Origin of the sequence: Streptomyces sp. NPDC089915 (genome assembly GCF_040684675.1) — a bacterium.
Classification (GTDB): Bacteria; Actinomycetota; Actinomycetes; order Streptomycetales; family Streptomycetaceae; genus Streptomyces.
The window spans coordinates 23,919-48,293 of sequence record NZ_JBFBGN010000004.1; the positions used below are offsets into that span (position 1 = coordinate 23,919).

Annotated in this window: 23 protein-coding genes and 1 tRNA gene; 11 read left to right on the plus strand and 13 right to left on the minus strand. The window is 72.8% G+C overall.

The features are described 5' to 3' along the window. Position 1 precedes the first annotated feature (1 nt). The 10 genes from AB0O29_RS02430 to AB0O29_RS02475 all read right to left on the minus strand — a co-directional run bounded on the left by AB0O29_RS02430 (position 2) and on the right by AB0O29_RS02475 (position 9,100). Entirely contained in the window at positions 2-1,036 is a 1,035-nt protein-coding gene (locus tag AB0O29_RS02430) for a bifunctional MaoC family dehydratase N-terminal/OB-fold nucleic acid binding domain-containing protein (protein WP_365144810.1), read from the minus strand. Next, positions 1,033-2,187, minus strand: a complete 1,155-nt coding sequence (locus AB0O29_RS02435; RefSeq protein ID WP_365144813.1) for an acyl-CoA dehydrogenase family protein — start codon at positions 2,185-2,187, stop codon at positions 1,033-1,035. The genes AB0O29_RS02430 and AB0O29_RS02435 overlap by 4 nt, the downstream gene beginning before the upstream one ends. A 164-nt stretch (positions 2,188-2,351) precedes the next feature. After that, positions 2,352-2,663, minus strand: coding sequence for a hypothetical protein (locus tag AB0O29_RS02440; RefSeq protein ID WP_365144816.1), 312 nt, complete (start codon positions 2,661-2,663; stop codon positions 2,352-2,354). Between the two features lie 387 nt (positions 2,664-3,050). After that, complete coding sequence (locus tag AB0O29_RS02445; RefSeq protein WP_365144819.1) at positions 3,051-3,410, minus strand: DUF6344 domain-containing protein; 360 nt, start codon at positions 3,408-3,410, stop codon at positions 3,051-3,053. A 212-nt stretch (positions 3,411-3,622) separates the two neighbouring features. Further along, positions 3,623-3,707, minus strand: a tRNA-Ser gene (locus AB0O29_RS02450). A gap of 60 nt (positions 3,708-3,767) precedes the next feature. After that, the gene (locus AB0O29_RS02455) at positions 3,768-4,706 is read right to left on the minus strand and encodes a peptidase (protein WP_365144822.1); all 939 of its coding nucleotides are present in this window, start codon (positions 4,704-4,706) and stop codon (positions 3,768-3,770) included. Positions 4,707-4,893: 187 nt separating this feature from the next. Next, positions 4,894-5,940, minus strand: coding sequence for a putative sulfate exporter family transporter (locus AB0O29_RS02460; RefSeq protein ID WP_365144825.1), 1,047 nt, complete (start codon positions 5,938-5,940; stop codon positions 4,894-4,896). Beyond that, positions 5,940-6,488, minus strand: a complete 549-nt coding sequence (locus AB0O29_RS02465) for a cysteine dioxygenase family protein (RefSeq protein ID WP_365144828.1) — start codon at positions 6,486-6,488, stop codon at positions 5,940-5,942. Before AB0O29_RS02465 ends, AB0O29_RS02460 begins: the two co-directional genes overlap by 1 nt. A 101-nt stretch (positions 6,489-6,589) precedes the next feature. Then, a complete protein-coding gene (locus tag AB0O29_RS02470) occupies positions 6,590-7,495 on the minus strand; it encodes a LysR family transcriptional regulator (RefSeq protein WP_079428764.1) in 906 nt (301 codons plus the stop codon). 96 nt (positions 7,496-7,591) lie between these two features. Next, complete coding sequence (locus tag AB0O29_RS02475) at positions 7,592-9,100, minus strand: trypsin-like peptidase domain-containing protein (RefSeq protein WP_365144831.1); 1,509 nt, start codon at positions 9,098-9,100, stop codon at positions 7,592-7,594. 267 nt (positions 9,101-9,367) lie between these two features. Here AB0O29_RS02475 and AB0O29_RS02480 point away from each other — a divergent pair, with 267 nt between their 5' ends. From AB0O29_RS02480 to AB0O29_RS02490, 3 genes are all read left to right on the plus strand, one after another. Continuing rightward, positions 9,368-10,168, plus strand: a complete 801-nt coding sequence (locus tag AB0O29_RS02480) for a glycerophosphodiester phosphodiesterase (protein WP_365144834.1) — start codon at positions 9,368-9,370, stop codon at positions 10,166-10,168. A gap of 85 nt (positions 10,169-10,253) precedes the next feature. Then, complete coding sequence (locus tag AB0O29_RS02485; protein WP_365144837.1) at positions 10,254-10,856, plus strand: ATP-binding protein; 603 nt, start codon at positions 10,254-10,256, stop codon at positions 10,854-10,856. Between the two features lie 259 nt (positions 10,857-11,115). Then, positions 11,116-12,090 (plus strand): DUF5926 family protein, encoded by a 975-nt coding sequence (locus AB0O29_RS02490; protein WP_365144840.1) that lies wholly within the window; start codon positions 11,116-11,118, stop codon positions 12,088-12,090. Between the two features lie 213 nt (positions 12,091-12,303). On the opposite strand, the gene AB0O29_RS02495 is transcribed toward AB0O29_RS02490, so the two are convergent. Further along, positions 12,304-12,747 carry a hypothetical protein gene (locus AB0O29_RS02495; RefSeq protein WP_365144843.1) on the minus strand — a complete coding sequence of 148 codons (444 nt, stop codon included), beginning with the start codon at positions 12,745-12,747 and terminating at the stop codon, positions 12,304-12,306. A 253-nt stretch (positions 12,748-13,000) separates the two neighbouring features. Continuing rightward, positions 13,001-13,729 (minus strand): bifunctional DNA primase/polymerase, encoded by a 729-nt coding sequence (locus tag AB0O29_RS02500; RefSeq protein ID WP_365144846.1) that lies wholly within the window; start codon positions 13,727-13,729, stop codon positions 13,001-13,003. Positions 13,730-14,147: 418 nt separating this feature from the next. On the opposite strand from AB0O29_RS02500, the gene AB0O29_RS02505 reads away from it, so the two are divergent. Further along, positions 14,148-15,728 carry a PP2C family protein-serine/threonine phosphatase gene (locus AB0O29_RS02505; protein WP_365144849.1) on the plus strand — a complete coding sequence of 527 codons (1,581 nt, stop codon included), beginning with the start codon at positions 14,148-14,150 and terminating at the stop codon, positions 15,726-15,728. 164 nt (positions 15,729-15,892) lie between these two features. Then, entirely contained in the window at positions 15,893-17,356 is a 1,464-nt protein-coding gene (locus tag AB0O29_RS02510; protein WP_365144852.1) for an aminopeptidase P family protein, read from the plus strand. A gap of 57 nt (positions 17,357-17,413) precedes the next feature. Here the strand turns inward: AB0O29_RS02510 and AB0O29_RS02515 are convergent, their stop codons facing one another. Continuing rightward, positions 17,414-17,893 carry an ATP-binding protein gene (locus tag AB0O29_RS02515; RefSeq protein ID WP_365144855.1) on the minus strand — a complete coding sequence of 160 codons (480 nt, stop codon included), beginning with the start codon at positions 17,891-17,893 and terminating at the stop codon, positions 17,414-17,416. Positions 17,894-18,128: 235 nt separating this feature from the next. On the opposite strand from AB0O29_RS02515, the gene AB0O29_RS02520 reads away from it, so the two are divergent. The 6 genes from AB0O29_RS02520 (at position 18,129) to efeB (ending at position 24,366) form a co-directional block, all read left to right on the plus strand. Continuing rightward, positions 18,129-18,944, plus strand: coding sequence for a hypothetical protein (locus tag AB0O29_RS02520; protein WP_365144857.1), 816 nt, complete (start codon positions 18,129-18,131; stop codon positions 18,942-18,944). Between the two features lie 137 nt (positions 18,945-19,081). Further along, positions 19,082-19,801: a YcnI family protein gene (locus AB0O29_RS02525; RefSeq protein WP_365144860.1), complete on the plus strand. Its 720-nt coding sequence runs from the start codon at positions 19,082-19,084 to the stop codon at positions 19,799-19,801. Positions 19,802-19,912: 111 nt separating this feature from the next. After that, positions 19,913-20,566, plus strand: a complete 654-nt coding sequence (locus AB0O29_RS02530; RefSeq protein WP_365144863.1) for an SCO family protein — start codon at positions 19,913-19,915, stop codon at positions 20,564-20,566. Further along, positions 20,563-21,072 carry a copper chaperone PCu(A)C gene (locus AB0O29_RS02535; protein ID WP_365144866.1) on the plus strand — a complete coding sequence of 170 codons (510 nt, stop codon included), beginning with the start codon at positions 20,563-20,565 and terminating at the stop codon, positions 21,070-21,072. Before AB0O29_RS02530 ends, AB0O29_RS02535 begins: the two co-directional genes overlap by 4 nt. A 22-nt stretch (positions 21,073-21,094) precedes the next feature. Beyond that, a complete protein-coding gene (locus tag AB0O29_RS02540; RefSeq protein ID WP_365144869.1) occupies positions 21,095-23,074 on the plus strand; it encodes a copper resistance protein CopC in 1,980 nt (659 codons plus the stop codon). Positions 23,075-23,079: 5 nt separating this feature from the next. Beyond that, complete coding sequence (gene efeB / locus AB0O29_RS02545) at positions 23,080-24,366, plus strand: iron uptake transporter deferrochelatase/peroxidase subunit (protein ID WP_365144872.1); 1,287 nt, start codon at positions 23,080-23,082, stop codon at positions 24,364-24,366. Positions 24,367-24,375: the final 9 nt, after the last annotated feature.

The following is a 24,375-nucleotide window of genomic DNA, read 5'->3' on the forward strand; positions in this document are numbered from 1 at the left end:
CTCAGCCCGCCTCTCCGCGGAAGACGGGGAGTTCGAGGGTGTCGTCGACGCGCAGGAACTCCAGCCGGACGGGGAGGCCGATGCGGACCTTGTCGTAGGGGACCCCGGTGATGTTGCTGATCATGCGTACCCCCTCGGCCAGCTCGACCAGGGCCACCGCGTACGGGCCGCCCGCGGCGGCGGGGTCCTCGTGTGCCGTGAAGGCCGGGAAGGACGGGTGGTGCATGACGACGTACGAGAAGACGGTTCCGGCGCCGCTCGCCTCGACGGTGTCCCAGTCGGGGGAGGAGCAGGCGTTGCAGCCGGGCAGCCAGGGGAAGCGCAGGGTCGCGCAGGCGGTGCAGCGCTGGATCAGCAGCCTGTGCTCCCGTACCCCGTCCCAGAAGCCCTGGTTGTCGCGGTTGATCACGGGGCGGGGGCGCTGCGGCTTCGGCGCCGGCGCGGCCCCGGCGGGGGTGCCTTTCGCCGCGGGGGCGTACTTGAGGATGCGGAAGCGGTGCGTCCCGGCGAGCTCTCCGTTCGCGTGGACGTCCATCCGGGTCGTGACGAAGTGGCCCGTGCCGAGTTTGGTCGTCTTGCGCGGGGAGACCGATTCGATCACGGCGTCGAAGGTCACCGCGTCGCCGGGGCGCAGCGGGCGCAGGTACTCCTGTTCGCAGTCGGTGGCGACCACGGAGGTGCAGCCCGCGCCGTCGAGGAGGGCGAACAGTTCGTCGTAGGCGGTGGAGCGGCCGGTGTGGCCGGAGAGTCCGCCCATCGTCCAGGCCTGGAGCATGGTGGGCGGGGCGATGGCCCCGGGGCCGGTGTAGGCGGGGTTCGTGTCGCCCATGGCCTCGCACCAGTGGCGGATCATCGGCTCGTTGACCGGGTCCTTGGCCCGGCCGGCGGTGGCGGCGGGCCGGCCCTCGAAGGCCTTGAGCCTGCGGAGCAGCTCGGCTTCCGCGCCGGCTTCGCTACCGGCTCCCGTACCGGCTTGCGCGCCTGGGGCCGTCCCGGCGGCGGCGGGCCCGTCCGTGGTCCTCCGTTCGGCGGTCATCGCTTCCTGCCCTTCATGCCGAGCCGCATCATGGCGACGATCTCGCGCTGGACCTCGCTGACCCCGCCGCCGAAGGTGTTGATCTGCGCCGCGCGGTTCATCCGCTCCAGCTCACCGCCGAGGAAGGCCTCCGGACCTCGGACGAGGGCCTCCTCGCCCACCACCTCCTGGCAGATCCGGTACACCTCGACGGCGGACTCGGTGCCGAGGAACTTGACCCCGCTGGCGTCGCCGGGGGCCAGGGTGCCCGCGCCCACGTCCTGGACGAGGCGCCAGTTGAGGAGGCGTACGGCGGCCAGCCGGGCGTGGGCCTCGGCGAGCCGGGCCCGGACCCAGGGCCGGTCGGCGGGGCGTTCGCCGGTGTCCGGGTCGGGGGTCCGGGCGTGGGCGCGGGCGGCTTCGTAGAAGTCCTCGGCCTGCATGCCGATGGCGGCCAGGGCGACGCGCTCGTGGTTGAGCTGGTTGGTGATCAGCCCCCAGCCGCCGTGTTCGGGGCCGACGAGGTGGCCGGCGGGGACGCGGATGCCGTCGTAGTAGGTGGCCGTGGTGGTGAGGCCGCCGACGGTGTCGATCGGGGTCCAGGAGAAGCCGGGGCTGTCGGTGGGCACCAGGAGGATGGAGATGCCCTTGTGCTTGGGGGCCTGTGGATCGGTGCGGCAGGCGAGCCAGATCCAGTCGGCGTTCTGGGCGTTGGACGTGAAGATCTTCTGCCCGTCGACCAGCCAGCCGCCGCCCTCCTCGCGGACGGCGCGGGTGCGCAGGGCGGCGAGGTCGGTGCCGGCCTCGGGCTCCGAGTAGCCGATGGCGAAGACGGTCTCGCCGCGCAGGATGCGGGGCAGGAAGAAGTCCTTCTGCTCCGGGGTCCCGTACTTCATCAGGGTGGGGCCCACGGTGTTGAGGGTGACCATCGAGACGGGCGCCCCGGCCCGGTAGGCCTCGTCGAAGAAGACGAACTGCTCGTCGGGGCCCCGGCCCCGGCCCCCGTACTCGACGGGCCAGCCCAGTCCGAGCAGCCCGTCGGCGCCGATGCGGCGCAGCAGGGCGCGCTGCGCCGCGGGGTCTTCGGGCACCCCGTCCGGCATCAGGTCCCGGAAGTACTCGCGCAGTTCGGCGCGTAGCCGTGACTGCCCTTCTGACGGAGCGAGGTGCACGGCCCTGGCCTCCCGGCATCGCATCGGACGAGTGAACTGACTGTCCGTCAGATTCACTCGGGATGTCAAGGTCGGGAAGCACGCGGGAGGGCGCCCGCACTACCGGACCCCAGCCGGTCCGGTCGTACGGGCGCCCTCAGTGGTCTGCGCGGTTCAGGAGGCTTCTACCGCCACGGGAAGAAGTTCACCGCCACGTTCGAGTTGGCCTGGTGGATCGCCGTGAAGGCCGAGCCGTTGACCTGGGCGGTGTTGTTCTGGTTCGAGGCGCCGGCCCCGGTGGCCACCTGCTGGGAGGTGGACGAGTTGCCGTGGTTGTTGCCGCCCACACCACTGCCGATGATGCTGGCGACGCTCGCATTCGATCCGTCGTTCGCGAACGAGCCGTTGTCGGCCGACGCGACCCCGCCGAACAGCGCGGCGGCGAGGGGCAGCGAGGCAACGGCGGCGATGACGCGGGCGGTACGGATGCTTGCCATTCTGAGTCCTCCAGAAAACCGAAGTCGGGTTTACCCCAAGGCAGTTGGCCGACCGCCTCGGTCGTTCGCGGTGCTGACGACGTCGCGAGACCAGAGTTGCCCACCGAATCCCCGGCGAACCACCCCGCAGCCTGCTATTCCCCCGCAAGCATGACCAACAAGGGATAAACGCGGTTTGCGCCCCTGCCGTCCCAGATCAGCACCCCTGCCGCGGACGAAACCCGTGCCGCGCGGATGGTGAATCGTTCCGCCAAACTCACTCGACCCGGACATGCCGAAAAGGGCCGCGCCGTCCGGGAACCCCTCCGTCTCCCGGCCCTGCGGCCCTGCCGTACCAAGCTCCACGCCCCCTGCGCGCCCCCGCAATCCGCCGGAGCGAGCCCCCCGCTACGCGACCAGCCCGACCGATTCCCGGTGCGGGGCGGGCACGGCCGGTTCCCGGTCCAGGGCGGGCACGAGCGCGGCGGCGGTCCTGGAGCTGCGCACGGACGGGCTCTTGCCGTGGGCCTCGGCCCGGATCCGCTGCTTGATCGTCGGAGGGAGCGAGCCGCCGCGCATCATCGCCCGCCACGTCCGCCGCGCAACCGGAACCGGACGGCCTTCGGCGGGGGCCGAAGGAGTGGCCGCCGCGACCGGAGCGGCACCCGCCGGAGCCGTCCCGCCCACCAGGCCGAGGGCGGCCAGGAGCGCCGTGAGCGCGGCGAGGAAGGAGGTCCAGATCGACGTGATGCTGCTGCGGTGGGTCATGACGAACGCCTCGATTCGCGATGTTCCGACGGGCGGATCTGCATACATTCGTCATGATGTGACCGCAACCGCCCGGCTCCCACGACCCGCGCCGATCTTCCGACAAACACCACCCGGAAGGCCCAAAGCCCCTCGAACGACCCCGGAGAACGCGGGAAGGGCGCCCCTCGCTGAGGGACGCCCTTCTGGTCAGCGGGTTCGCTGACGGGGTGCGGTGGGTGTGGGATTTGAACCCACGGTGACTCGCGCCACGACGGTTTTCAAGACCGTTCCCTTAGGCCGCTCGGGCAACCCACCTGGCCGGTACAGAGTACCGGGATGTGGGGGCGGGTGGGGTGGGTGTCGCCCGGGACGGGGTCAGGACGTCTGGGCCTTGTCGTAGGCCGCCTTGGCCTCGTTGCCGAAGTACGGGCCGAACATCGTGTTCGGCAGGAAGTTGTAGCCGAAGCTGTTCACCGAGACCTGCGTGCCCAGGCCCGTCGACTCGTCGAAGTCCTGGAACCAGGGTCCGCCGCTGGAGCCGCCGGTCATGTTGCAGGACATGCTGTGGTCCTTGGTGAGCAGGAAGTCCTTGCCCGTGCTCGCGGCGCAGTAGACGAGCCTGGTGCCGTCGTAGGGCGCGGCCGCCGGGAAGCCGAAGGAGTACATCTTCTTGTTGTAGCCGCCGTTGAAGAGGATGCCCTGGGCCCCGACGGTCTGGCTGAGGGTCCGCCCGTTCTGCGGGGCGACGACGGCGAGGCCGACGTCCATGTTCATGTCCTCGCTCGCCGCCCACTGGTCGGTGGCGAGCGTCTTGACGGCCGGCCACTGGCCGTACGGGGCGTTGCCGTTGTCGTACCCCGGGACGAAGATCCAGTCGGTGTGCCAGGCCCCCTGGTACTTCACGCAGTGCCCGGCGGTGATGACCGTGCTCCCGTTCTGGCTCGTGACGGAGTCGCCCGAGCAGGAGGCCTTGCGGCCCTGGAAGGTGAAGAACACCCGGCCCGACGTCCGCACGACCGCCCCGCCGCCCGTCCAGGCGCCGCCGGCCTGCGGGAACGCCGTGGGGGAGGTCGGGGCCACCCGGGTGGGCGGGGCCGCCGGGGCGGACGCCGTACGGGCTCCGCCCGGGAGGGCCGCCACGTCGAGCGGGGTGGCCTGCCGCATCCGCTCGGCCGTCCAGAAGCCGGGGGTCTGCCCGGGCCGGAACGAGGAGGGCGGCTCCGCGGCCGCCGAGGGGGTGGCGGCCGTCAGGACCCCGGCGAGCAGGGCTCCCGCCGCGAGGAGGACGGATGCCGCCGTGCGATGACGATTCACGCAGGACTCCTTCTGCCGTGCCCGGACCGGTGGGAGCCGGGCAGGGTGGGGTGAAGAGCTGTCGGTGCGGATCGGCTGTTCGGCTTGCCGGGGCAGGTTCGCACGGGGGCCCCGAGATGTCAGGGGGCGGGCCGGACGTTCGGTCGGTTCCGGCCAGGAAATGGCCAACTCGCCCTGTCCCGGGCCGTCATGTGGTCACGAGCACCCCGGCGTAGGAGACCCCCGCCACCACCACCCAGGCCCCGAGGCCCAGCAGTGCGGCGCGGCCGCCGGTACGGGCCAGGGTCGGCAGGTGGACGGCGCTGCCCAGCCCGAACAGGGCCGCCGCCAGCAGGGCCTCCTGCGCCGTGTGCGCCCAGTCCAGCGCCGCGTGGGGCAGCAGGCCCGTGGCGCGCACGGCTGCCGCCGCCAGGAACCCGAGGACGAACAGGGGCACCGGGGCCGGACGCCTGCCCGAGGAGGTGCGCACGCCGCGCCGCCGGGCCCGCATCGAGAAGGCCACGGCCGCCACCAGCGGGGCCAGCAGGGCCACCCGCATCAGCTTGACGAGCACCGCCTCGCCGAGCGCGCCGGGGCCGGCGGTCTGGGCCGTCGCCACCACCTGGCCGACGTCGTGGACGCTCGCGCCCACCCAGCGGCCGAAGGACAGGTCGGAGAGGCCCAAGGGGCCCTGGAGCAGGGGGAGCACGGCGATGGCGAGGGTGCCGCAGAGGGTGACCAGCGCCACCGAGGCGGCCACGTCCTCCTCGTCGCTCCCGGACACCTCGCTCACCGCGCCGATGGCCGAGGCGCCGCAGATGGAATAGCCGGTGGCGATCAACAGCGGCTGGTCGCCGGGGAGTCCGAGACGGCGGCCCAGCCAGACCGTACCGAAGAAGGTGGCCGCGACCACGGCGGTCACCATGGCGACCGTCGCCCAGCCGAGCCGGAGCACCTGGTCGAGCCCGAGCCCGAGGCCCAGCAGGACGATGCCGATGCGCATCAGCCGCCGCCCGGCCAGGGAGAGTCCGGGGCGGGCGGGTCCGCGTACGACGGTCCGTACGCCGGGCAGGTGCGCCACCGCGATGCCGAGCACCACCGAGGCGGTCAGCATCGGGATGCCGGGGACCAGCCGGTGCACGCACCAGGCCACCAGCGCGCCGCCGGCCGCCAGGCCCAAACCCGGCCATGGGGTGGGTGTTTCACGTGAAACAACGCGGACCGGCTCGCTCTGGGGGCGGTGCAGGAGGGCCATCAGTCGACCGGGAGGGTGTAGACGCGGCGGATGCTGCTGCCCAGCCGGGAGACGTCGGCACCGTAGACGTGGATCGATATCGCCTTGTCGGTACAGGAGTTGCGCACTTTGTGGATGTCCCCGGGAGGGGCGAATCCGCAGACCTCGCCCTGGGCGTTGACCACGTCCTCGGTCGCCACCAGGCGGGCGGTGCCGACGCCGGGCGCGAGCCGGTAGCGGCGCTCGCTCTCCTCGCCCTGGTGCACCCCGGCCACGCACCACGACACGTGGTCGTGGATGCAGGTCTCCTGCCCGGGCATCCACACCAGGGCCACGACCGAGAAGCTCCCGTCGGGCTCCGCGTGCAGGACGTGCTGGCGGTAGTGCTCCGGGTCCCCCTCCTGCTGCTCCGCGGTCAGCAGGTCCGGCGCGCCCAGGTGCGGGGCGAGTCGCTCGCCGACGAGGTAGGCGGTCAGATCGGGGGCCAGCCCCCGGTCGACGACCGTGTGGATCTCACTGACGAGGGCGGCCATCCTCGTGGTCGTACGGGCCGGAACGGTGGTGGTCATACGAGCAGCGTCCGCTGACCGATCCATCACGTCCAACGACAGTTATGACCTGAAATCCCAACCACAGCTTATGGATTGGGTCTGCGGGCGGCTGCCGGGGATCAGCAGCCGACCCGGTTCGAGGCCACCCGCTTCAGCTCGTCGAGGACCACGGCCGTGGCCGGGATCCGCAGGTGGTCGCGGTAGACGTACGCGGCGATGTGGCGGCGCGCGGCGGGCTCCAACACCCGGCCGCAGACCCGGCTCAGCGAGAGCGAGGGCAGGACGAGCGCGGGCATCATCGCCACCCCGAGTCCCTGCGCGACCAGGCTCTGGACCACCAGGTTGTCGTCGGTGGCGAACCGGATGTCGGGGACGAAGCCCAGCTCGGCGCACTCGTGCAGCAGGTTCGCCCGGCAGCGCGGGCAGCCGGCGATCCACTGCTCCTCGGCGAGGTCGGCCAGGTGCACGGCCCGGCGGCGGGCGAGCGGGTGGCCGGTCGGGAGCAGCACGGTCAGCTGGTCCTCCAGCAGCCTGACCTCGGCCACCTCCTCGGGGATCTCCTCGTGCAGCCCGGGATAGGTGAAGGCCAGGGTGATGTCGCACTCGCCGCGCTGGAGCCTGCGCAGGGACTCCGGGGGTTCCCCCTCCAGGAGCTCCACCTGCACCCCGGGGTGGTCCTTGGCGAGGCCGCTGAGGGCCTCCGGGACCAGGGTGACGTTGGCGCTGGGGAACCCGCAGACCCGGACGCGCCCGGTACGCAGCCTGGTGTAGGCCTTCAGCTGGGCCTCGGCGGCCGAGAGGCTGCCGAGGATGGACTCCGCGTGCCGGGCCAGGGACTCACCGGCCTCGGTGAGCTTCATCCTCCGGCCCACGCGCGTGAACAGCGGTGTCCCGACGGCGCGTTCGAGCGCCTTCATCTGCTGGGTGATCGCGGGCTGGGTATAGCCGAGCACGCGCGCGGCGGCCGAGTACGAGCCCGCGGCGACCACTTCGTGGAATGTCCGTATGTGCCGTGAATCGAACACCACCGAAGCATAAGCAGATATTGGGAGGGGCCGTAGCCGGATTCCCGGCCACGGCCCCTCCCATCGAGCCACCGTCGAGCGGTGGCCCGGTGCGCGCTACTTGTCGCCGACGCGCGAGCCGAGCGTGATGTCGACCGTGGTCGGCTTGCCGCCGCGCAGGTAGGTCAGCTTCACGGTGTCGCCCGGCTTGTACGTCCAGATCAGGCTGATCAGGGTCGGACCGCTGTCGACCTGCCTGCCGCCGAACTCCGTGATGATGTCACCGGGCTTGAGGCCCGCCTTGCCGGCCGGGCCGTTCGGGTCGACCAGCTCGTTGGCGGGGGCGCCCTGCTCCGAGATCTTGGCGCCGTCCGACTTGGCCTGGAGGTCCACGGAGACCGAGATCACCGGGTAGACGGGCTTGCCCGTCTTGATGAGTGACTCGGCGACGTTCTTGGCCTGGTTGATCGGGATGGCGAAGCCGAGGCCGATCGAGCCGGCCTGGCCGCCGCCGAGGCCGCTGCTGCCGGCCGACTGGATCGCCGAGTTGATGCCGATGACCGCGCCGCGGCCGTCGATCAGCGGGCCGCCGGAGTTGCCCGGGTTGATGGAGGCGTCGGTCTGCAGCGCGCTCATGTACGAGTTCTTGCCGCCGGAGCCGTCGCCGGAGGCCACCGGGCGGTTCTTCGCGCTGACGATGCCGGTGGTGACCGTGTTGGACAGGCCGAAGGGGGCGCCGATGGCGATGGTCGGGTCGCCGACCGCGACCTTGTCGGAGTCGCCGAGCGGCAGCGGCTTGAGGCCGGCGGGCGGGTTCTTCAGCTTGATGACGGCCACGTCGTAGCCCTGGGCCCGGCCCATGACCTCGGCCTCGTACTTCTTGCCGTCGGAGAAGGTGGCGGTGAGCTTGCCGCCGTTGGCGGCGGAGGCCACCACGTGGTTGTTGGTGAGGATGTGGCCCTGCTCGTCGTAGACGAACCCGGTGCCCGTACCGCCCTCGCCGTCCCCGGCCGAGGCCTCGATGGTGACGACGCTGGGCAGCGCGGCGGCGGCGAGGCCCGCGACGGAGCCGGCGTCCCGCTTGAGGTCCTTCGGGGTGTTCGGCGCGCTGATGGTGGTCGAGCCCAGGCCGTCGTGGTTCCGCTGGGCCGCCCAGTAGCCGACGCCGCCGCCCACGCCGCCCGCGAGCAGGGCCGCCACCAGGACCGCCGCGACCAGCCCGCCCCGGCCCTTCGGCTTGGGCTGCGGGGCGCCGTCGGCGGTGAGCGGAACGCCCCAGGTGCCGCCGCCCTGGCCGGAGCCCGCACCGTACGCGGGGACCGCCGGGGGCGGCGGGGGCCAGGCCTCGGCGCCGTACGCGGTACCCGCCGGGGGAGCCGGCTGGGCGGCCGGGGGCTGCTCGTGGCCGTACGCCGGGGGCGCCGCGGGGGGCGCCGGCGGGGTGGGCGGGAGCTGCTGGGTGTGCTCGGCGCCCGGGGCGGGGGCCTCGGCCGGGGCGCCCTGGGGCGCCGGAGCCGGAGTGCCCGGCGCGGCCGGTTCGGGCGTCGAGGCGGCCACCGGCACGGGGGGTGCGGACGGGGCCGCGGGGGGCGTCGGGGCCGCGGTGCCCTCGTTCTCGGTGCTCACAGCGCTCTCTCCTCGTCACACACGGCGTACACGGCCAACACGGCTATTGGAAAAATCAGGCGATACCGCCCCGACACCCTCCGGGCATCGGTCCGACTGAACGTTCGATGCGCCGTAGAAGTTCCAGGGCAAAGCCTTTCCCATGACCCGTCAGAGCACTGTAAGCCGGACCTGTGCGTCCATCGCCTTCCTTTATATCCGACATAACGGACACACCCCCAGGAGTCACCCCGCCACGCGGGGGCTTCTCGATGGCACCATGACCGGGTGACCCACGCAACGCCGCGCCCCATCCAGGTCGTCGCCCACCGCGGCGCCTCGGAGGATGCTCCCGAGCACACCCTGGCCGCGTACCGGAAGGCCATCGAGGACGGGGCCGACGGCCTCGAATGCGATATCCGGCTGACGGCCGACGGCCATCTGGTGCTGGTCCACGACCGCCGGGTGAACCGCACCTCCAACGGCCGGGGCGCCGTTTCGGCCCTGGAGCTGGCCGAGCTGGCCGCCCTCGACTTCGGCTCCTGGAAGGACCGCGAGGAGTCCCCCGACTGGGACGCGGACCCGGAGCGGACCTCCGTGCTCACCCTGGAGCGGCTGCTGGAGCTGGTCGCGGACGCCGGGCGGCCCGTACAGCTCGCGATCGAGACGAAGCACCCCACGCGCTGGGCCGGACAGGTGGAGGAGCGGCTCCTCTTCCTGCTCAAGCGCTTCGGACTGGACGCCCCGCCCGCCGACGGCCCCCACCCCGTGCGGGTCATGAGCTTCTCCGCCCGCTCCCTGCACCGGGTGCGCGCGGCCGCCCCGACGGTCCCGACCGTCTACCTGATGCAGTTCATCTCGCCGCGGATGCGCGACGGGCGCCTGCCCGCCGGCGTGCGGATCGCCGGCCCGGCCATGCGGATCGTGCGCAACCACCCCGGCTTCATCCGGAAGCTCCAAACGGCGGGACATTCCGTCCACGTGTGGACCGTGAACGATCCGGACGATGTTCAGCTATGCGCTGATCTGGGTGTAGAAGCGATCATCACGAACAGGCCCCGTCAGGTTCTGTCACAGCTCGGACGCTGACGTCCCGTTTTGCACACCAGTCACAGGCGCCACCGCCGTGACGGGGCGTGCCCCGGCGCATCCGCTCCGCATTCGTTGGTCATGAATGCGTCAGAGCGGCGTCCAGCAGCGGTTTCCGGTCCAGGCCATTGGGGCATCCAGACCATGGCGTGGGGCTAAGGAGGTTCCGGGGGTGACGTTGGTGATGGCACAGGAAGTGCCCACGTCGTCGTGCATGGACATTCGCCATGGTCCTGCGGGCGTGGGCGAGGCGAGGCACCGGATGCGCGAACAACTGCGCATCAGCGGAGTGTCCGAATCGGTCGTGGACGATGCCGTACTGATCCTTTCCGAACTCCTCAGCAACGCCTGCCGACACGGCCGGCCACTGGGCGCCCGGGACGTCGGTGACGGCGAGGTGCGCGCCGCGTGGCGCGTCGACAAGGCGGGGCGGCTGACGGTCGAGGTCACGGACGGCGGCGGCCCGACCCGCCCGGTCCCGGCCACGCCCTCGGTCACCGCGCACGGCGGCCGCGGGCTGAACATCATCAGCGCGCTGGCCCAGGACTGGGGCGTCCGCGACGGAGCCGCGGGGGAGGTCACGGTGTGGGTGATCGTCGCCCGGGGGCACCGGCACGACGACTTCGCTACGCGCGTCGCTCCCCCGGCGATCGACTTCGTCTCCGCCTTCGACGATCTCGACGCCTGACGGCCCGGCGCCTGACGACCCGGCACCGCCGCCCGTACCCGACGGCGGCGAGCCCGAAGGCCGGGAGCCCAGAGGCCGGCATCCCGAAGGCCTGGAGCCCGAAGGCCCCGACCCGCACCACCGGCCGCCCGCGGACGCGGCCTTCCGGGAGCGCACGCCGACCGCGCTCCCGGCGGCACCCCACCGGTTCCGGCGGTACGAACGGCTAGGCTCGCGCCCAGAGACACCGCCGTACCGCCGCAACCGGGAGACACCCACGATGGCCAAGAAGCGCCCCGCCGCGAAGACCGCGAAGCCGCAGCTCGACAACGGGGAGATCCCGGTGGTGGGCGCGCGCGAGCCCTGCCCCTGCGGTTCCGGGCGCCGCTACAAGGCCTGTCACGGCGCGGCCGCCGCGCACGCCGTCACCGAGCACGTGCGGCGTCCCTTCGAGGGGCTGCCGGGCGAGTGCGACTGGGTGGCGCTGCGCGAGCTCGTCCCCGCGGCCACCGTGCCCCTGACCCTCAAGGGCGGCCTGCCCGAGGGCGTCCCGTCCGTCACCCTGGTGACCGTCCTCCCCATGGCCTGGCCGGCCCTGCGGCGCGAGGACGGCTCCGTCCTGCTCGGCCTGCAGAACGAGTCCTCCTCCGGCGACCTGGCCCGCGACATGGCCGACACCCTGGAGCGCGCGATCGCCACCGAGCCGGGCAACCCGGTCGCGGCCCGCCGTGTTCCGGCCGAGGGGCCCCGACTTCAGGATCTCCTCGACCAGGACGGCGTTTTCGAGCCGGTTGTGCACACGGGCTTCGAATTCTGGATTCCGGACGCGGAAAGCGCCCAGAACGCCTCCCCGGAGATCGCCGCCTCGCTGGAGCGCGCCAACGCCGCCGCCATCCCGACCGTCAAGCTCACGGGCGTCGACTCCGCCTACTGGTGCGAGACCCCGGAGAAGAACCACCTGCGCTGGGTCATGCCCCAGCCGGAGGAGAAGCTGCTGGACGCGCTCGCGCGCCTGCACGCGGCGGGCACCTCCTCCCTCGGCGAGGGCACCAAGCTCGTCGGCTCCTTCCGCGCCCACGGCCTGATGGTCCCGGTCTGGGACCTGCCCACCGGGGTCACCGCCGAGGACGTGGAGAAGCCCGCCGCCGAGCTCGCGGAGCGCCTGGCCGCGGCCCTGGCCGACGACGCACCGCTGACCGCGGAGGAGCGCCGGGCGCGCGGCGGACTCACCAACCGCCAGGTGACGCTCAGCTGACGCACGCCCGGCGTGCGGGTGGCCCGCGTGCGGCGCACCGCCGCGCGCGGGTCCGGTGACCGGAGTCACAACTCCCGCTAATCGCCTGCAAATCGATGTCTGAATATCAGAGATCGAATTTGCGAACAGGCGATCTCTTGTTACCGTTCTTGTAGCCCGGTCGCTGGTGCATCCCCCGTCGCCAGCGACCGGGCCTCTGTCTTTCGGCGGAGCTCAACCCTCCTTCGGCACCGGTGAGTTGCTCCCGGACCGCAGCAGCAGGTGCCCTTCGTCATCCGGAACTGCAAACTCCGCTACGGCCGAGTAGGCGTCCGGCGCCCCCGCGGACTCGCCCCGGGGCGTCTCGCACAGCCCCGGCTCGTCCCCCGCCGCCACCGCGCAGCGGATCTGCACCGTCCGCCCCGCCGGCCCCATCACCGTCAGCACGGCGTCCAGCGCACGGCCGCTGGTGTTGCGGTAGTAGCTCCGGCCCCAGGTGCGGCCCTCGCTCGCCAGCACGCAGGTCTGCGCTTCCAGCCCCTGCGGGGCGGTGAGTTCGGGACCGCAGCGGGAGTCGGTACGGGGCTGCTCGGGCGGACCGGGGCGCGCGGGGTCGGCGACGGGCCGCGCACCGTCCCCCGTACGGGAGGAGTGGGAAAGGCCGAGCGAGGTGAGCAACCCCCCGCCTTTTCCGTCGCCCTGACCGGCGAAATCCGGCCCGGCGATCGCTCCGGCCAGGGGAAGCGACAAGATGATCAACACACCGGCGCCGATACCGATCAGGCGGAGATTCATTCGCCGAAGATAGCGACGCGGGAATGGGGCGCGGAGATCCCCGCGCCCAATTCCCTTGGAAACCCGCCGTGCTGGCACCCGTACGAGTGATGAGCCGGCCGCCGGGCGCACCGTCCCCGAACCGGCTCGGACCCACTCAGTACGCGAGCCTGCTGCCGCCGCCGGGCGCGCTGCTGCTCGCCTCGACGAGCGCGTCCACGAGCGCCTCCACATCCGGCAGCCACAGTTCACCCGAATCCGGGTGCCGGGGTTCGGGCTCCCGCTCCCAGCGGACCTCCCCGCCGCCGGACGCCGGCGAGGGCGGCAGCAGCAGGTACCCGCCCTCGCCGTGGAAGCGCAGCGAGGAGGGCACGTGGTCCTTGGCGTAGAGGAGTTCGCCGAGCCGCTCCAGGGAGTACGGCGCGACGAGCAGGGACCACCGGGTGGGCGTGGCGACGACCGGACCGAGCCGCAGGCCCAGCCCGTCGAGCCGTACGACGGCACGCGCGGCCGCCCTCGCCGGCAGGCTCACCGCGCACGGCGCGGCCCCGCCGGTGGCCAGCAGCACCGGGGCGGACGGCCGCCTGCCCCACCACCAGGCCACCATCCGGGCGTCGGTGGTGGCGGCGAGCAGCCCCGGGTCGAAGGGATGGGCCCCCGGCACCACGCAGTCGGGGTCGGGACAGGCACAGCGTCGGCTGTCGGTGACGTGCCTGCCCACGCCCGGCAGTACGGGCCACTGCCAGGCGGTGGCGCAGGTCAGCGCCGCGTCGAGGAGGGACGGAGCCGCGCCGGCCCCGGCCTCCGCGGCGGGGCGGGAGGCGGGGCGTGGGAACTTCAAGCGATCGCGGAGCCGCTGGAGACGCCTTCCGAGGATCTCGCGCATGAGCGCTCGTTCCTTTCCGTTGAACGTCGAGGGCCACATCACACCACGTGAGCGGTGTCTCACCACACGTACACGTTTCGCGTCACTAGTCCGCCAGAAGCAGGTTCACACGGTTCGTGCAGTTGTCTTACGGGTCCGTCAAACGTCCGGCGGGGGCCCGGAACGAGCGGTCCGAGCGACCCGCGCCGGCATCGAGACCGGCTGCCGCCGCTTAGGACGACGGCCCGGGCCGGGCGGTTCCCGGCGGTGCCGGGGCTCCAACTGGCCCCGGGCACTGGCGATTACGTACCCGGACCCCTTGCAGCGCCTGTCCAGTCGATCGCAAAAACCGCTCGCATCCAGCTTTTTCCAGCCAAGTTTTAGCCCTGGCTCGACCGTGAGTTGCCGTCCCACGGACACCAGGATTCCCACTGGGACAATGCTGGACATCGATCCTCGGGTGCGTGTAGATGTGGATCCATTGATGGCGGCGCAGCACGATCTGGGGGTTTGCGATGCTATATGGCGAATCGCACCAGGTGGAAAGGCGGACGCCATGAGCGCCCCGCATCTGCCGAAAGTGGCTGGAATCGATCCAGCAGTTACAGCATCGGCGCACACTGTCGCGCCCACGCCCGGCCCCCTGTCCGCCGTGGCGGCCGGCGGCTCCCGGACCACCCCCGCCCAGGCCGCACCGCCTGCCGCGAGCAGCGTCATCCAGGACCGGCTGGCGGGCATGGTCTCCGACCTCACCACCCTGCACGAGCTGACCGAGCGCCTCGCCCGGGCCAGTGACCTCGACTCCTCGCTCCGGGAGTTCCTCCGGGCCGGAGCCGCGCTCGTCGGCGCCCGCCGCGGACTGGTCGTCCTGGAGCCCTCCGACGGACTCGGCCCCACCTCCACCATCGGCCTGGGCCTGGGCCGCGCCGACCTCGGCCACATCGAGACGGTGCCGCGCAGCGCCACCTCGTACGGCCGCATCCTCGACGGGCTCCCCGACGCCCACGGCGGCTCCGAGGTGCTCCCCGAACCCGGCACGGAGGCCGCCCCCGGCGGCCACGAGCCCCCCGTCGACCCCCGCCACCGCGAGGTCGCGGCCCGGCTCGGCTACGCCGCCAGCTACGCGCTGCCGCTGACCGCCGATGCCACCGGCCGGCTCGGCGCGGCCGTCTGGCTCTACGACGAGCAGGCCGAGCCGAGCGAGCGCCAGCGCGACCTCGTCGGCCTCTACGTCCGGCACGCCGCCGAACACCTGGCCCGGATGCTGGAGGTGGACCGCTCCCGCACCCGGCTGGCCACCGTCGCCGAGGAGCTGCTGCCCAGCCGGCTGCCGCGGATCCCCGGGGTCCAGCTCGCCGCCCGGCACCGCACCGGCCCGCTCGGCGGCGGAGACTGGTACGACGCGCTGCCGCTGCCCGAGGGGGCCATGGGGCTGGCCGTCGGATCGGTCACCGGATCCGGCCCGAGCGCCGTCGCCGCCATGGGCCGGCTGCGGGCCTCGCTGCGCGCGTACGCCGTCATGGAGGGGGAGGACCCCGTCGCGGTCCTGTCGGACCTGGAGCTCCTGATGCGGCTGACCGAGCCGGCCCGCTCGGCCACCGCCCTCTTCGCGTACTGCGAGCCCGCCGCCCGGAAGATCATCCTGGCCGGGGCCGGGCACACCCCGCCGCTGCTCATCGGCGAGCGGCGCACCGAGTACGTCGAGACCTCCCTCTCGGCGCCGCTGGGGATGCTGGCCTGCTGGGAGGCGCCCAGCGTGGAGATCGAGCCCGCACCCGGAGAAACGGTGCTGCTGTACACGGACGGGCTGCTGCGGCGCACCGGCGACCCCATGGACCGCGCCTACGCCCGGCTGCACGCGGCCGCCGCAGGGGTCCCGCGCGCCGTCCGGGACGACCCGGCGGCCCTCTGCGACCACATCCTGCGCACGGTGCTCCCCGAGGACGGGCCCGGCCCGGCCGGCCCGGGCGCGCACCGGGACACCGAGGACGTCGTCCTGCTCGCGGCCCGGTTCGACTGACCGGCCGGCGATCGGCCGGCCGGCGGCCGACCGGCCGGCACTCCACGACGGGCGCCCGTTTTGGCTGATATGTCACAGGACTGGCCGGGCGCCGCCCCCTCACACATACGATGAACGGGGTTCGCACCCGGACCCGTGCGTGTCGTATCGGCTGAGGAGATGACGTGGCTGACGAGCTCACCCCGGAGACCCCGGAAGAAGAGCAGCCCCAGAAGAAGCACAAGCAGCGCAAGAACGGGCTGTACCCGGGCGTCAGCGAGGAGCTCGCGGAGAGCATGCGCACCGGCTGGGCGGACACCGAGCTGCACGGCCTGGAGCCGATCGCGCAGGCCGGCCACACCGCCGACCGCCGCGCCGCGCTGTCCGCGCGCTTCCCCGGCGAGCGCCTGGTGATCCCGGCCGGCCGGCTGAAGACCCGCTCGAACGACACCGAGTACCCCTTCCGCGCCTCCACCGAGTACGCGTACCTCACCGGCGACCAGACCGAGAACGGCGTCCTGGTCCTGGAGCCCACGGAGGCCGGCCACCAGGCCACCGTCTACCTGCTGCCCCGCTCGGACCGCGAGAACGGCGAGTTCTGGCTGTCGGGCCAGGGTGAGCTCTGGGTCGGCCGCCGCCACTCCCTCACCGAGGCCGAGCGGCTCCTGGGCATCCCGGCCAAGGACGTCCGCGAGCTGCCCGAGGCCCTGACCGAGGCCACCGGCCCGGTCCGCGCCGTCCGCGGCCACGACGCCGTCATCGAGACCGCCCTCACCGACAAGGTGACCAAGGAGCGCGACGAGGAACTGCGCGTCTACCTCTCCGAGGCCCGCGCCGTGAAGGACGCCTTCGAGATCGGCGAGCTGCAGAAGGCCGTCGACTCCACCGTCCGCGGCTTCGAGGACGTCGTGAAGGTCCTCGACAAGGCCGAGGCCACGTCCGAGCGCTACATCGAGGGCACCTTCTTCCTGCGCGCCCGCGTCGAGGGCAACGACGTCGGCTACGGCACCATCGCCGCCGCCGGCGCGCACGCCTGCACCCTGCACTGGGTCCGCAACGACGGAGCCGTCCGCTCCGGCGACCTGCTGCTCCTCGACGCCGGTGTGGAGACCCACTCCCTCTACACCGCCGACGTCACGCGCACGCTGCCGATCAACGGCACGTACACCGACATCCAGCGCAAGGTCTACGACGCGGTCTACGAGTCCCAGGAAGCCGGCATCGCCGCCGTGAAGCCGGGCGCGAAGTACCGCGACTTCCACGACGCCGCCCAGCACGTGCTGGCCGAGAAGCTCGTCGAGTGGGGCCTGCTGGAGGGCCCGGTCGAGCGCGTCCTGGAGCTCGGGCTGCAGCGCCGCTGGACCCTGCACGGCACCGGCCACATGCTCGGCCTGGACGTCCACGACTGCGCCGCCGCGCGCACCGAGGCGTACGTCGAGGGCACGCTGGAGCCGGGCATGTGCCTGACCGTCGAGCCCGGGCTGTACTTCCAGGCCGACGACCTGACCGTGCCCGAGGAGTACCGGGGCATCGGCGTCCGGATCGAGGACGACATCCTCGTCACCGAGGACGGCAACCGGAACCTGTCGGCCGGGCTGCCGCGCACCTCGGTCGAGGTCGAGGCCTGGATGGCGCGGCTCAAGGGCTGACGCCACCGGCGACGCGGGGCGGGGGAGCCGGATCCGGTTTCCCCGCCCTTCCGCGTTCTAGGACACCCTCAGCAGCGCGTCGTCACGCCACTTCAGCATCCGCTCGAAGCTCACCACCGCGCCCCGGCCCGGCCGGTTGCGCAGGCGGACGTGGTCGGCGAGCTCCGCGATCAGGTGCAGTCCCCGGCCGTGCTCGGCCAGGGAGGGTCTGCGACGGGCCACCGTCGAGGGCGGGAAACCGGGACCCGAATCGGCGACCTCGATGCGACAGCGGTCCCCGTCGAGATAGGCGGTGACGTGATACGCCTCGGTGCCGTCCGTGACCTCGTCGGCGGGGACGCCGACCGGCGCCCCGGACGGACCGCCGCGGCCGCCGTGCTCCACGGCGTTCGCGCACGCCTCGCTCAGCGCGACCGACAGGTCGTAGGAGATGTCCGGATCCACCCCCGCGGTCTCCATCGTCCCGAGCAGCAGTCGCCGGGCGAGCGGCACGCTCGCGGCTTCGCGCCGCAAGTGGAGAGACCACCAGATGCTCATACCGTTACCTATTGCCGCCCGCGGTGGGGCGTAAGCCCCCGGCGGCCGGCACAGCCCTCATTCGGCCGACGCGGCATGTGCGTCCGGCGTGTATCGGGCGCGTACGCCGAGGTGGGAGCGCCGGGACCGGCCTGACCGGCCGCTGACGGCTCACCCCGTCGCACACCGGAACCATAGGGTCCCTCCAGCACCTGCCGTAGGCAGCGCCGGAGCCCAGTGCGATGATGACCCGGCCATGTCTGCCACCCACACGACACGCGCCGGAGCAGATCTCCGGATGACCCGGGCCGCGGTGTTCACCGCGGTCTGCGTCGTGCTGTCCGCGGCAGGACATGCCCTGGCCTCCTGCGCGACCGTCCCGTGGTGGGCGCTCGCCCTGGCCTTCGCGGGCGTCTTCGCGATCGCGGCCCCCCTCGCGGGACGCCGCCGGTCGCGGCCCGGCATCGCCGCCGGACTGGCCGTGGGCCAGCTCGGGCTGCACACGCTGTTCGGCCTCGGCCAGCACGGCACCGCCATGGCGCACGCACCGGCCGCCGGCTCCGACACCTCGCTGGCGGCGCTCGCCGCCCAGCTCGTGTGCGGGGGCAACTCCGTACCGATGAACCCGGCCGACGCCCGCCGGATCCTGGAGGCCGCCGGGCTGGACCCGGCCGCCCTCGCCGCGCAGGCCGCCGCATCGGGCCACATGGGCCACGCCCACCTGGCCGCGGCCGGCGCGGGAACCCCCCAGACCGGGCTGTTCAGCCCGGCCATGCTGCTCGGCCACCTGCTGGCCGCGCTCGCGGCCGGCTGGCTGCTGGGCCGGGGCGACGCGGCCCTGTTCCGCCTGATCGAACTGTCCCGGCTGTCCGGCGAAGCCGACCCGATACGTCCGCTGCGCGCCGCGCTGGCCTTCGTACGGGTCCTCACGGCCGGGCTCCTCGGCGCTCCCGCGCGCGGCCCCCGGGCCCGCCGGACCGCTCCGGCGCCCACCGCGACGACCGGCCGGGACGCACTCCTGCACACCGTGATCCGGCGGGGTCCGCCGGCTGCGCTCGCCCTCGCAGCCTGACGCGGCACCCCACTCCCCGGAACACCCGGCCGGAGCACCGGTGCCGTGACCTCCGCGCGCGCCCGTCCGCGCATGCCCGCTGTACGCGTGCGCGCGGATCCCGCCGTCCACCACTGTTCCGTGGAGTGTTTCCTGTCATGAAGATCTCTCGCGTCTCCTTCGCCGCCGCCCTCGCCGCCGGCGCCGTCCTCGCCCTGTCCGGTACCGCCTTCGCGCACGTCAGCGTGCAGCCCGGCGATGCCCCCAAGGGCGGCTACGCGACCATCAACTTCAAGGTCCCGAACGAGCGCGACAACGCCTCGACCACCCAGATCGAGGTCAACTTCCCGGTCGACCAGCCGCTGACGTCCGTCATGCCGCAGGACATCCCGGGCTGGACGTCCACCGTCGAGAAGACCAAGCTCGACAAGCCGCTGAACGTGCACGGCAAGCAGGTCAACGAGGTCGTCACCAAGGTGACCTGGAGCGGCGGCAAGATCGAGCCCGGCAAGTTCCAGCAGTTCCCGGTGTCCGTCGGCAAGCTCCCCGACAACGCCGACAAGATGGTCTTCAAGGCCATCCAGACGTACGACAACAACGAGGTCGTCCGCTGGATCGAGGAGACCAAGGACGGCGCCCCCGAGCCGCAGACCCCCGCGCCCGTGCTGAAGCTGACCGCCGCCAAGGCCGCGGACGGCCACGACGACGCCAAGCCGGCCGCCGACGCCAAGAGCGCCGGCAAGGACGAGGCGAAGCACGACGAGGCCGCCGCCAAGAGCGGCTCCGACACCACGGCGCGCGCCCTCGGTATCGCGGGCATCGTCCTCGGCCTCGGCGGGGTGGCCTTCGGCATCGCCTCGCGCCGCCGCTCCGCCTGATCCCACGGGGGCCCGCGGGCCCGTCGTCCACGGGCCCGCGCAGGGCCCGTCCACGGGCCCTCCCGGCCCCTCGAACATCCGCACCATCCCCGATCCCAGGGACATCTACATATGCGCACCACACGTGTGACGGTCGCCGCCCTCGCGGTGGCGGCCGCGCTCACCCTCACCGCCTGCGGCAGTGGACCGGCCAAGAACGACGGCGGGGTCACCCAGATCACCGGCGAGAAGAAGGCCGGAGCCGCGACCCTCCTCGACCGCCCCTTCGACAAGCCGGAACTCGTCCTCACGGACACCACCGGCAAGCCGTGGAACCTGCGCGAGCAGACCAAGGGCCGGCCGACGCTCATCTACTTCGGCTACACCAACTGCCCCGACGTGTGCCCCCTGACGATGAGCAACATCGCGGTCGCCAAGAAGGCACTCCCCAAGGAGGACCGGGACAAGCTCCAGGTCGTCTTCGTCACCACCGACCCGGAACGCGACACCCCGGAGTCCCTCGGCGCGTGGCTCAGGGCACAGGACCCGGCCTTCACCGGGCTGACCGGCGACTTCAGCACCATCCAGGCGGCCGCCCGCTCCCTCGGCATCGGTATCGATCCCCCCAAGAAGGAGGCCGACGGCAGCGTCGTCTCCATGCACGGGGCCCAGGTCATCGCGTTCTCGCCCAAGACCGACGAGGGCTACGTCCTCTACGGCGAGGGCACGACCGTCGACGACTACACCAAGGACCTGCCGAAGATCATCAAGGGAGAGAACCCGTGAACGCCCGCACCACCCGCACCCTCGCCGCCGCCCTCTCCCTGACGGCCGCGCTCGCCATATCCGGCTGCTCCTCCTCTTCCTCCTCGGACTCCTCCTCGGACGCGCCGGCGGCCGGGGAGTCCGCCAAGCCGAAGATGACCGTCAGCGGGGCGTACATGCCCGAACCGGTCAACGACAAGATGGCCGGCGCTTTCATGGTCATCAAGAACGACTCGAAGACCGCCGACAAGCTGCTCGCGGTCACCACCCCGCTCTCCGACGACGCGCAGGTCCACGAGACCAAGGACCAGAAGATGCAGCAGGTCCAGTCCATGGACGTGCCCGCGAACGGCGAGCTGAAGCTGGAGCGCGGCGGCAGCCACATCATGTTCATGGGCCTGAAGAACAAGCCGAACGTCGGCGACAAGGTCACCATCGAGCTGCGTTTCGAGAAGGCCGATCCGGTCAAGGTCGAGCTGGACGTCAAGGAACGGACGTACAACCCCCAGAACTCCACCGCCCACTGACGGACCGAGGAACTGACACGCCATGACGGCCACCGCCCCCGCTCCCCCTCCTTTCCGCGTCCGCGCCACGGCAGCCCTGCCGCGGCTGGCGCTGGTTCTCGCAGCCCTGCTGGCAACCCTGTTCACCGCGGCCGGCCCGGCCGCGGCACACGCCGCACTCACCGCGAGCGACCCCAAGGACGGGGCGGTGGTCGCCACGGCGCCCGCCCAGGTGACCCTCTCCTTCTCGGAGGAGGTGGCCATGGGTGACGACTCCATCCGCGTCATGGACCCGCAGGGCAAGCGCGTCGACACCGGCGAGCTGCGGAACATGTGCAGCGGATCGGTCATCCGCTACGGCACCGCCCTGCACTCGGGGCTCCCCGACGGCACCTACACCGTCGCCTGGCAGGCCGTCTCCGCCGACAGCCACCCGGTCTCCGGCGCCTTCACCTTCTCCGTCGGCGCCCCCTCGGCCACCTCCGTCGCCCTGCCCGACCAGAAGGCGGGCGGCGGTCCCGTCGGCATCGCGTACGGCATCGCCCGCTACGCCGCCTACGCCGGGTTCACCGTCCTCGTCGGCGGCTCCGCCTTCATCCTGCTGTGCTGGCGCCGGGGTTCCGCCGTGCGTCCGCTGCAGAAGCTGGTGGTGCGCGGCTGGGTCACCCTGACCGCGGCCACGCTGGCGATGCTCGTCCTGCGCACCCCCTACACGGGGTCGGGGCGGTTCGCGGACGCCTTCGACCTCGACGGGCTCAAGGCCGTCCTGGAGACCAAGACCGGCGCCTCCTTCATCTCCCGGCTGCTGCTCCTCGGAGCGGCCGCACTGTTCCTCGCCGTGCTGTTCGGCGCCTACGCCCGCCGCCAGAGGAACACGGACGAGCAGACCCCCGAGCAGGCCAAGGACACCGGCGACCTGGCCTTCGGGCTCGGTATCGGCGGCGCGGTGGTGGCGGCCGGAATCGCCGCCACCTGGGCACTCGCCGAGCACGCCTCCACCGGCATCCAGCCCGGGATCGCGATGCCGGCCGACATCCTGCACCTGCTGGCCGTGGCCGCCTGGCTCGGCGGGCTCGCCGCCCTGCTCGTCGCCCTCCACAAGGTGCCGGACATCGAGCGGGACGCCGTGCGGCGCTTCTCCCGGGTCGCCTTCATCAGCGTCCTGGTCCTCACCGTCACCGGCGTCTACCAGTCCTGGCGGCAGCTCGGCAGCTGGTCGGCGCTCACCGGCACCAGCTACGGCCGGCTGCTGCTGATCAAGGTCGGCCTGGTGGCCGTCCTCGTCGCCATCGCCTACTTCTCCCGCAAGTGGACCGGCAGGCTGGCCGACGCGGCGGCGGAGGACCGGGTCGCCGAGCCGGCCTCGGTCGGGGCGGCCGGCAGCGACGTTTCACGTGAAACATCGGCCGGCGAGCCGGCCGGATCCGACGAGCCCGGCGAGCCCGCCGACCCGAAGCGTGCCGCACAGCTCGCCCGCCAGCGCGCGGCGCGCGAGAAGGCCCTGGAGAACCAGGTGCGCGACGCCGACCCGGGCCGCTCGGGCCTGCGGCGCTCCGTGCTCGCCGAGGCCGCGGTGGCCGTGGTCCTGCTGGCCGTCACCACCGTCCTGACCGGCACCGAGCCGGGCCGCGCCGTGGAGCAGGAGGCCGGGCGGGGCTCGGCGGCCACCGCCGTACCCGACCGCGCCATCAAGATCACCCTGCCGTACGACACCGGCGGCCAGAACGGCAAGGGCACCGTCCGCGTCGAGTTCGACCCGGGCCGGGTCGGCGCCAACACCCTCCACCTGTGGGCGGACGGCGCCGACGGCAAGCCCGCGGACCTGCCCGAGGTCAAGATCTCCTTCACCCTCCCGGCCAAGGAGATCGGCCCGCTCCCGGTGGCCCCTGACCGCGCCGCTCCCGGACACTGGACGGCGTCCGGGGTCCAGCTGCCCCTCGCGGGCGACTGGCGCATCGACGTGACCGTCCGCAGCTCCGACATCGACCAGACGACCGTCCAGAAGAACGTGAAGATCGGCTGACCAGCGTGACCGACAGCACCACTCCGAGCACCCCCGACATCGAGATCTCCCGGCGCCGGCTGCTGGGCACGGTCGGCGCCGCGGGCGCCGTCGGGCTCGCGCTCGGCGGCACCGGGGGCGCCCTCGTGCACTCCGCGGTCACCGACGCCCCGGCCGGCGCCCCCGGCGCGGCCGGGTCCCTGTCCTCCCTCGGCGCCACCGCCGTCGCCTTCGAGGGGGACCACCAGGCGGGCATCACCACCCCGCTCCAGGCCAAGGGCCACGTCCTCGCCTTCGACCTCGCGCCGGGCGCCGGACGCACAGAGGCCGCCGCACTGATGCGCCGCTGGTCCGAGACGGCTCGGCGGCTCATGGCGGGGGAGACCGCTCCCACGGCGGACAGCGGCATCGCCCTCGACGCGGGGCCGTCCTCCCTCACCGTCACCTTCGGCTTCGGCCACTCCTTCTTCGAGCGCACGGGCCTCACCGGCCGCCGTCCGGCCGCCCTCGACCCGCTGCCGGACTTCTCCTCGGACCGGCTCGACGCCCAGCGCAGCAACGGCGACCTGTGGGTGCAGGTCGGCTCGAACGACGGCCTGGTCGCCTTCCACGCCCTGCGCGCCCTCCAGAAGGACGCCGGGGAGGCCGCCCGGGTGCGCTGGCAGATGAACGGCTTCAACCGGTCCCCCGGAGCCACCGCCTCCCCGATGACCGCGCGCAACCTCATGGGCCAGATCGACGGCACCGGCAACCCGAAGCCCGCTGACCCCGACTTCGCCAAGCGGATCTTCGTGCCCGCCGCCGGGCCCGGACCCGCGGAACACGCCTGGATGGCCGGCGGCTCGTACGCGGTCGTCCGCCGGATCCGGATGCTGCTGGACGACTGGGACAAGCAGTCCAAGGCCCAGCAGGAGCAGGTCATCGGCCGGACGAAGGCCAACGGCGCGCCCCTGACCGGCGGCGGCGAGACCACGCCCCTGGCGCTGGACAAGCTCGGCGCCGACGGCAAGCCGGTGATCCCGTCCAACGCGCACGCGCGGATCTCGGCCCCCGCCCAGAACGGCGGCGCCGCCATGCTCCGGCGGCCGTTCTCCTTCCATGACGGGATCGCCCCCGACGGCACCCCGGACGCAGGTCTGCTCTTCATCTGCTGGCAGGCCGATCCGCTGCGAGGGTTCGTCCCGGTCCAGCGCAAGCTCGACCGGGGCGACGCGCTGTCGGAGTTCATCCGGCACGAGTCGAGCGGCCTGTACGCCGTCCCGCCCGGCCCGGGCGCCGGGGAGTACGTGGGGCAGCGGCTGCTCGAAGGGTGAACAGCCCCA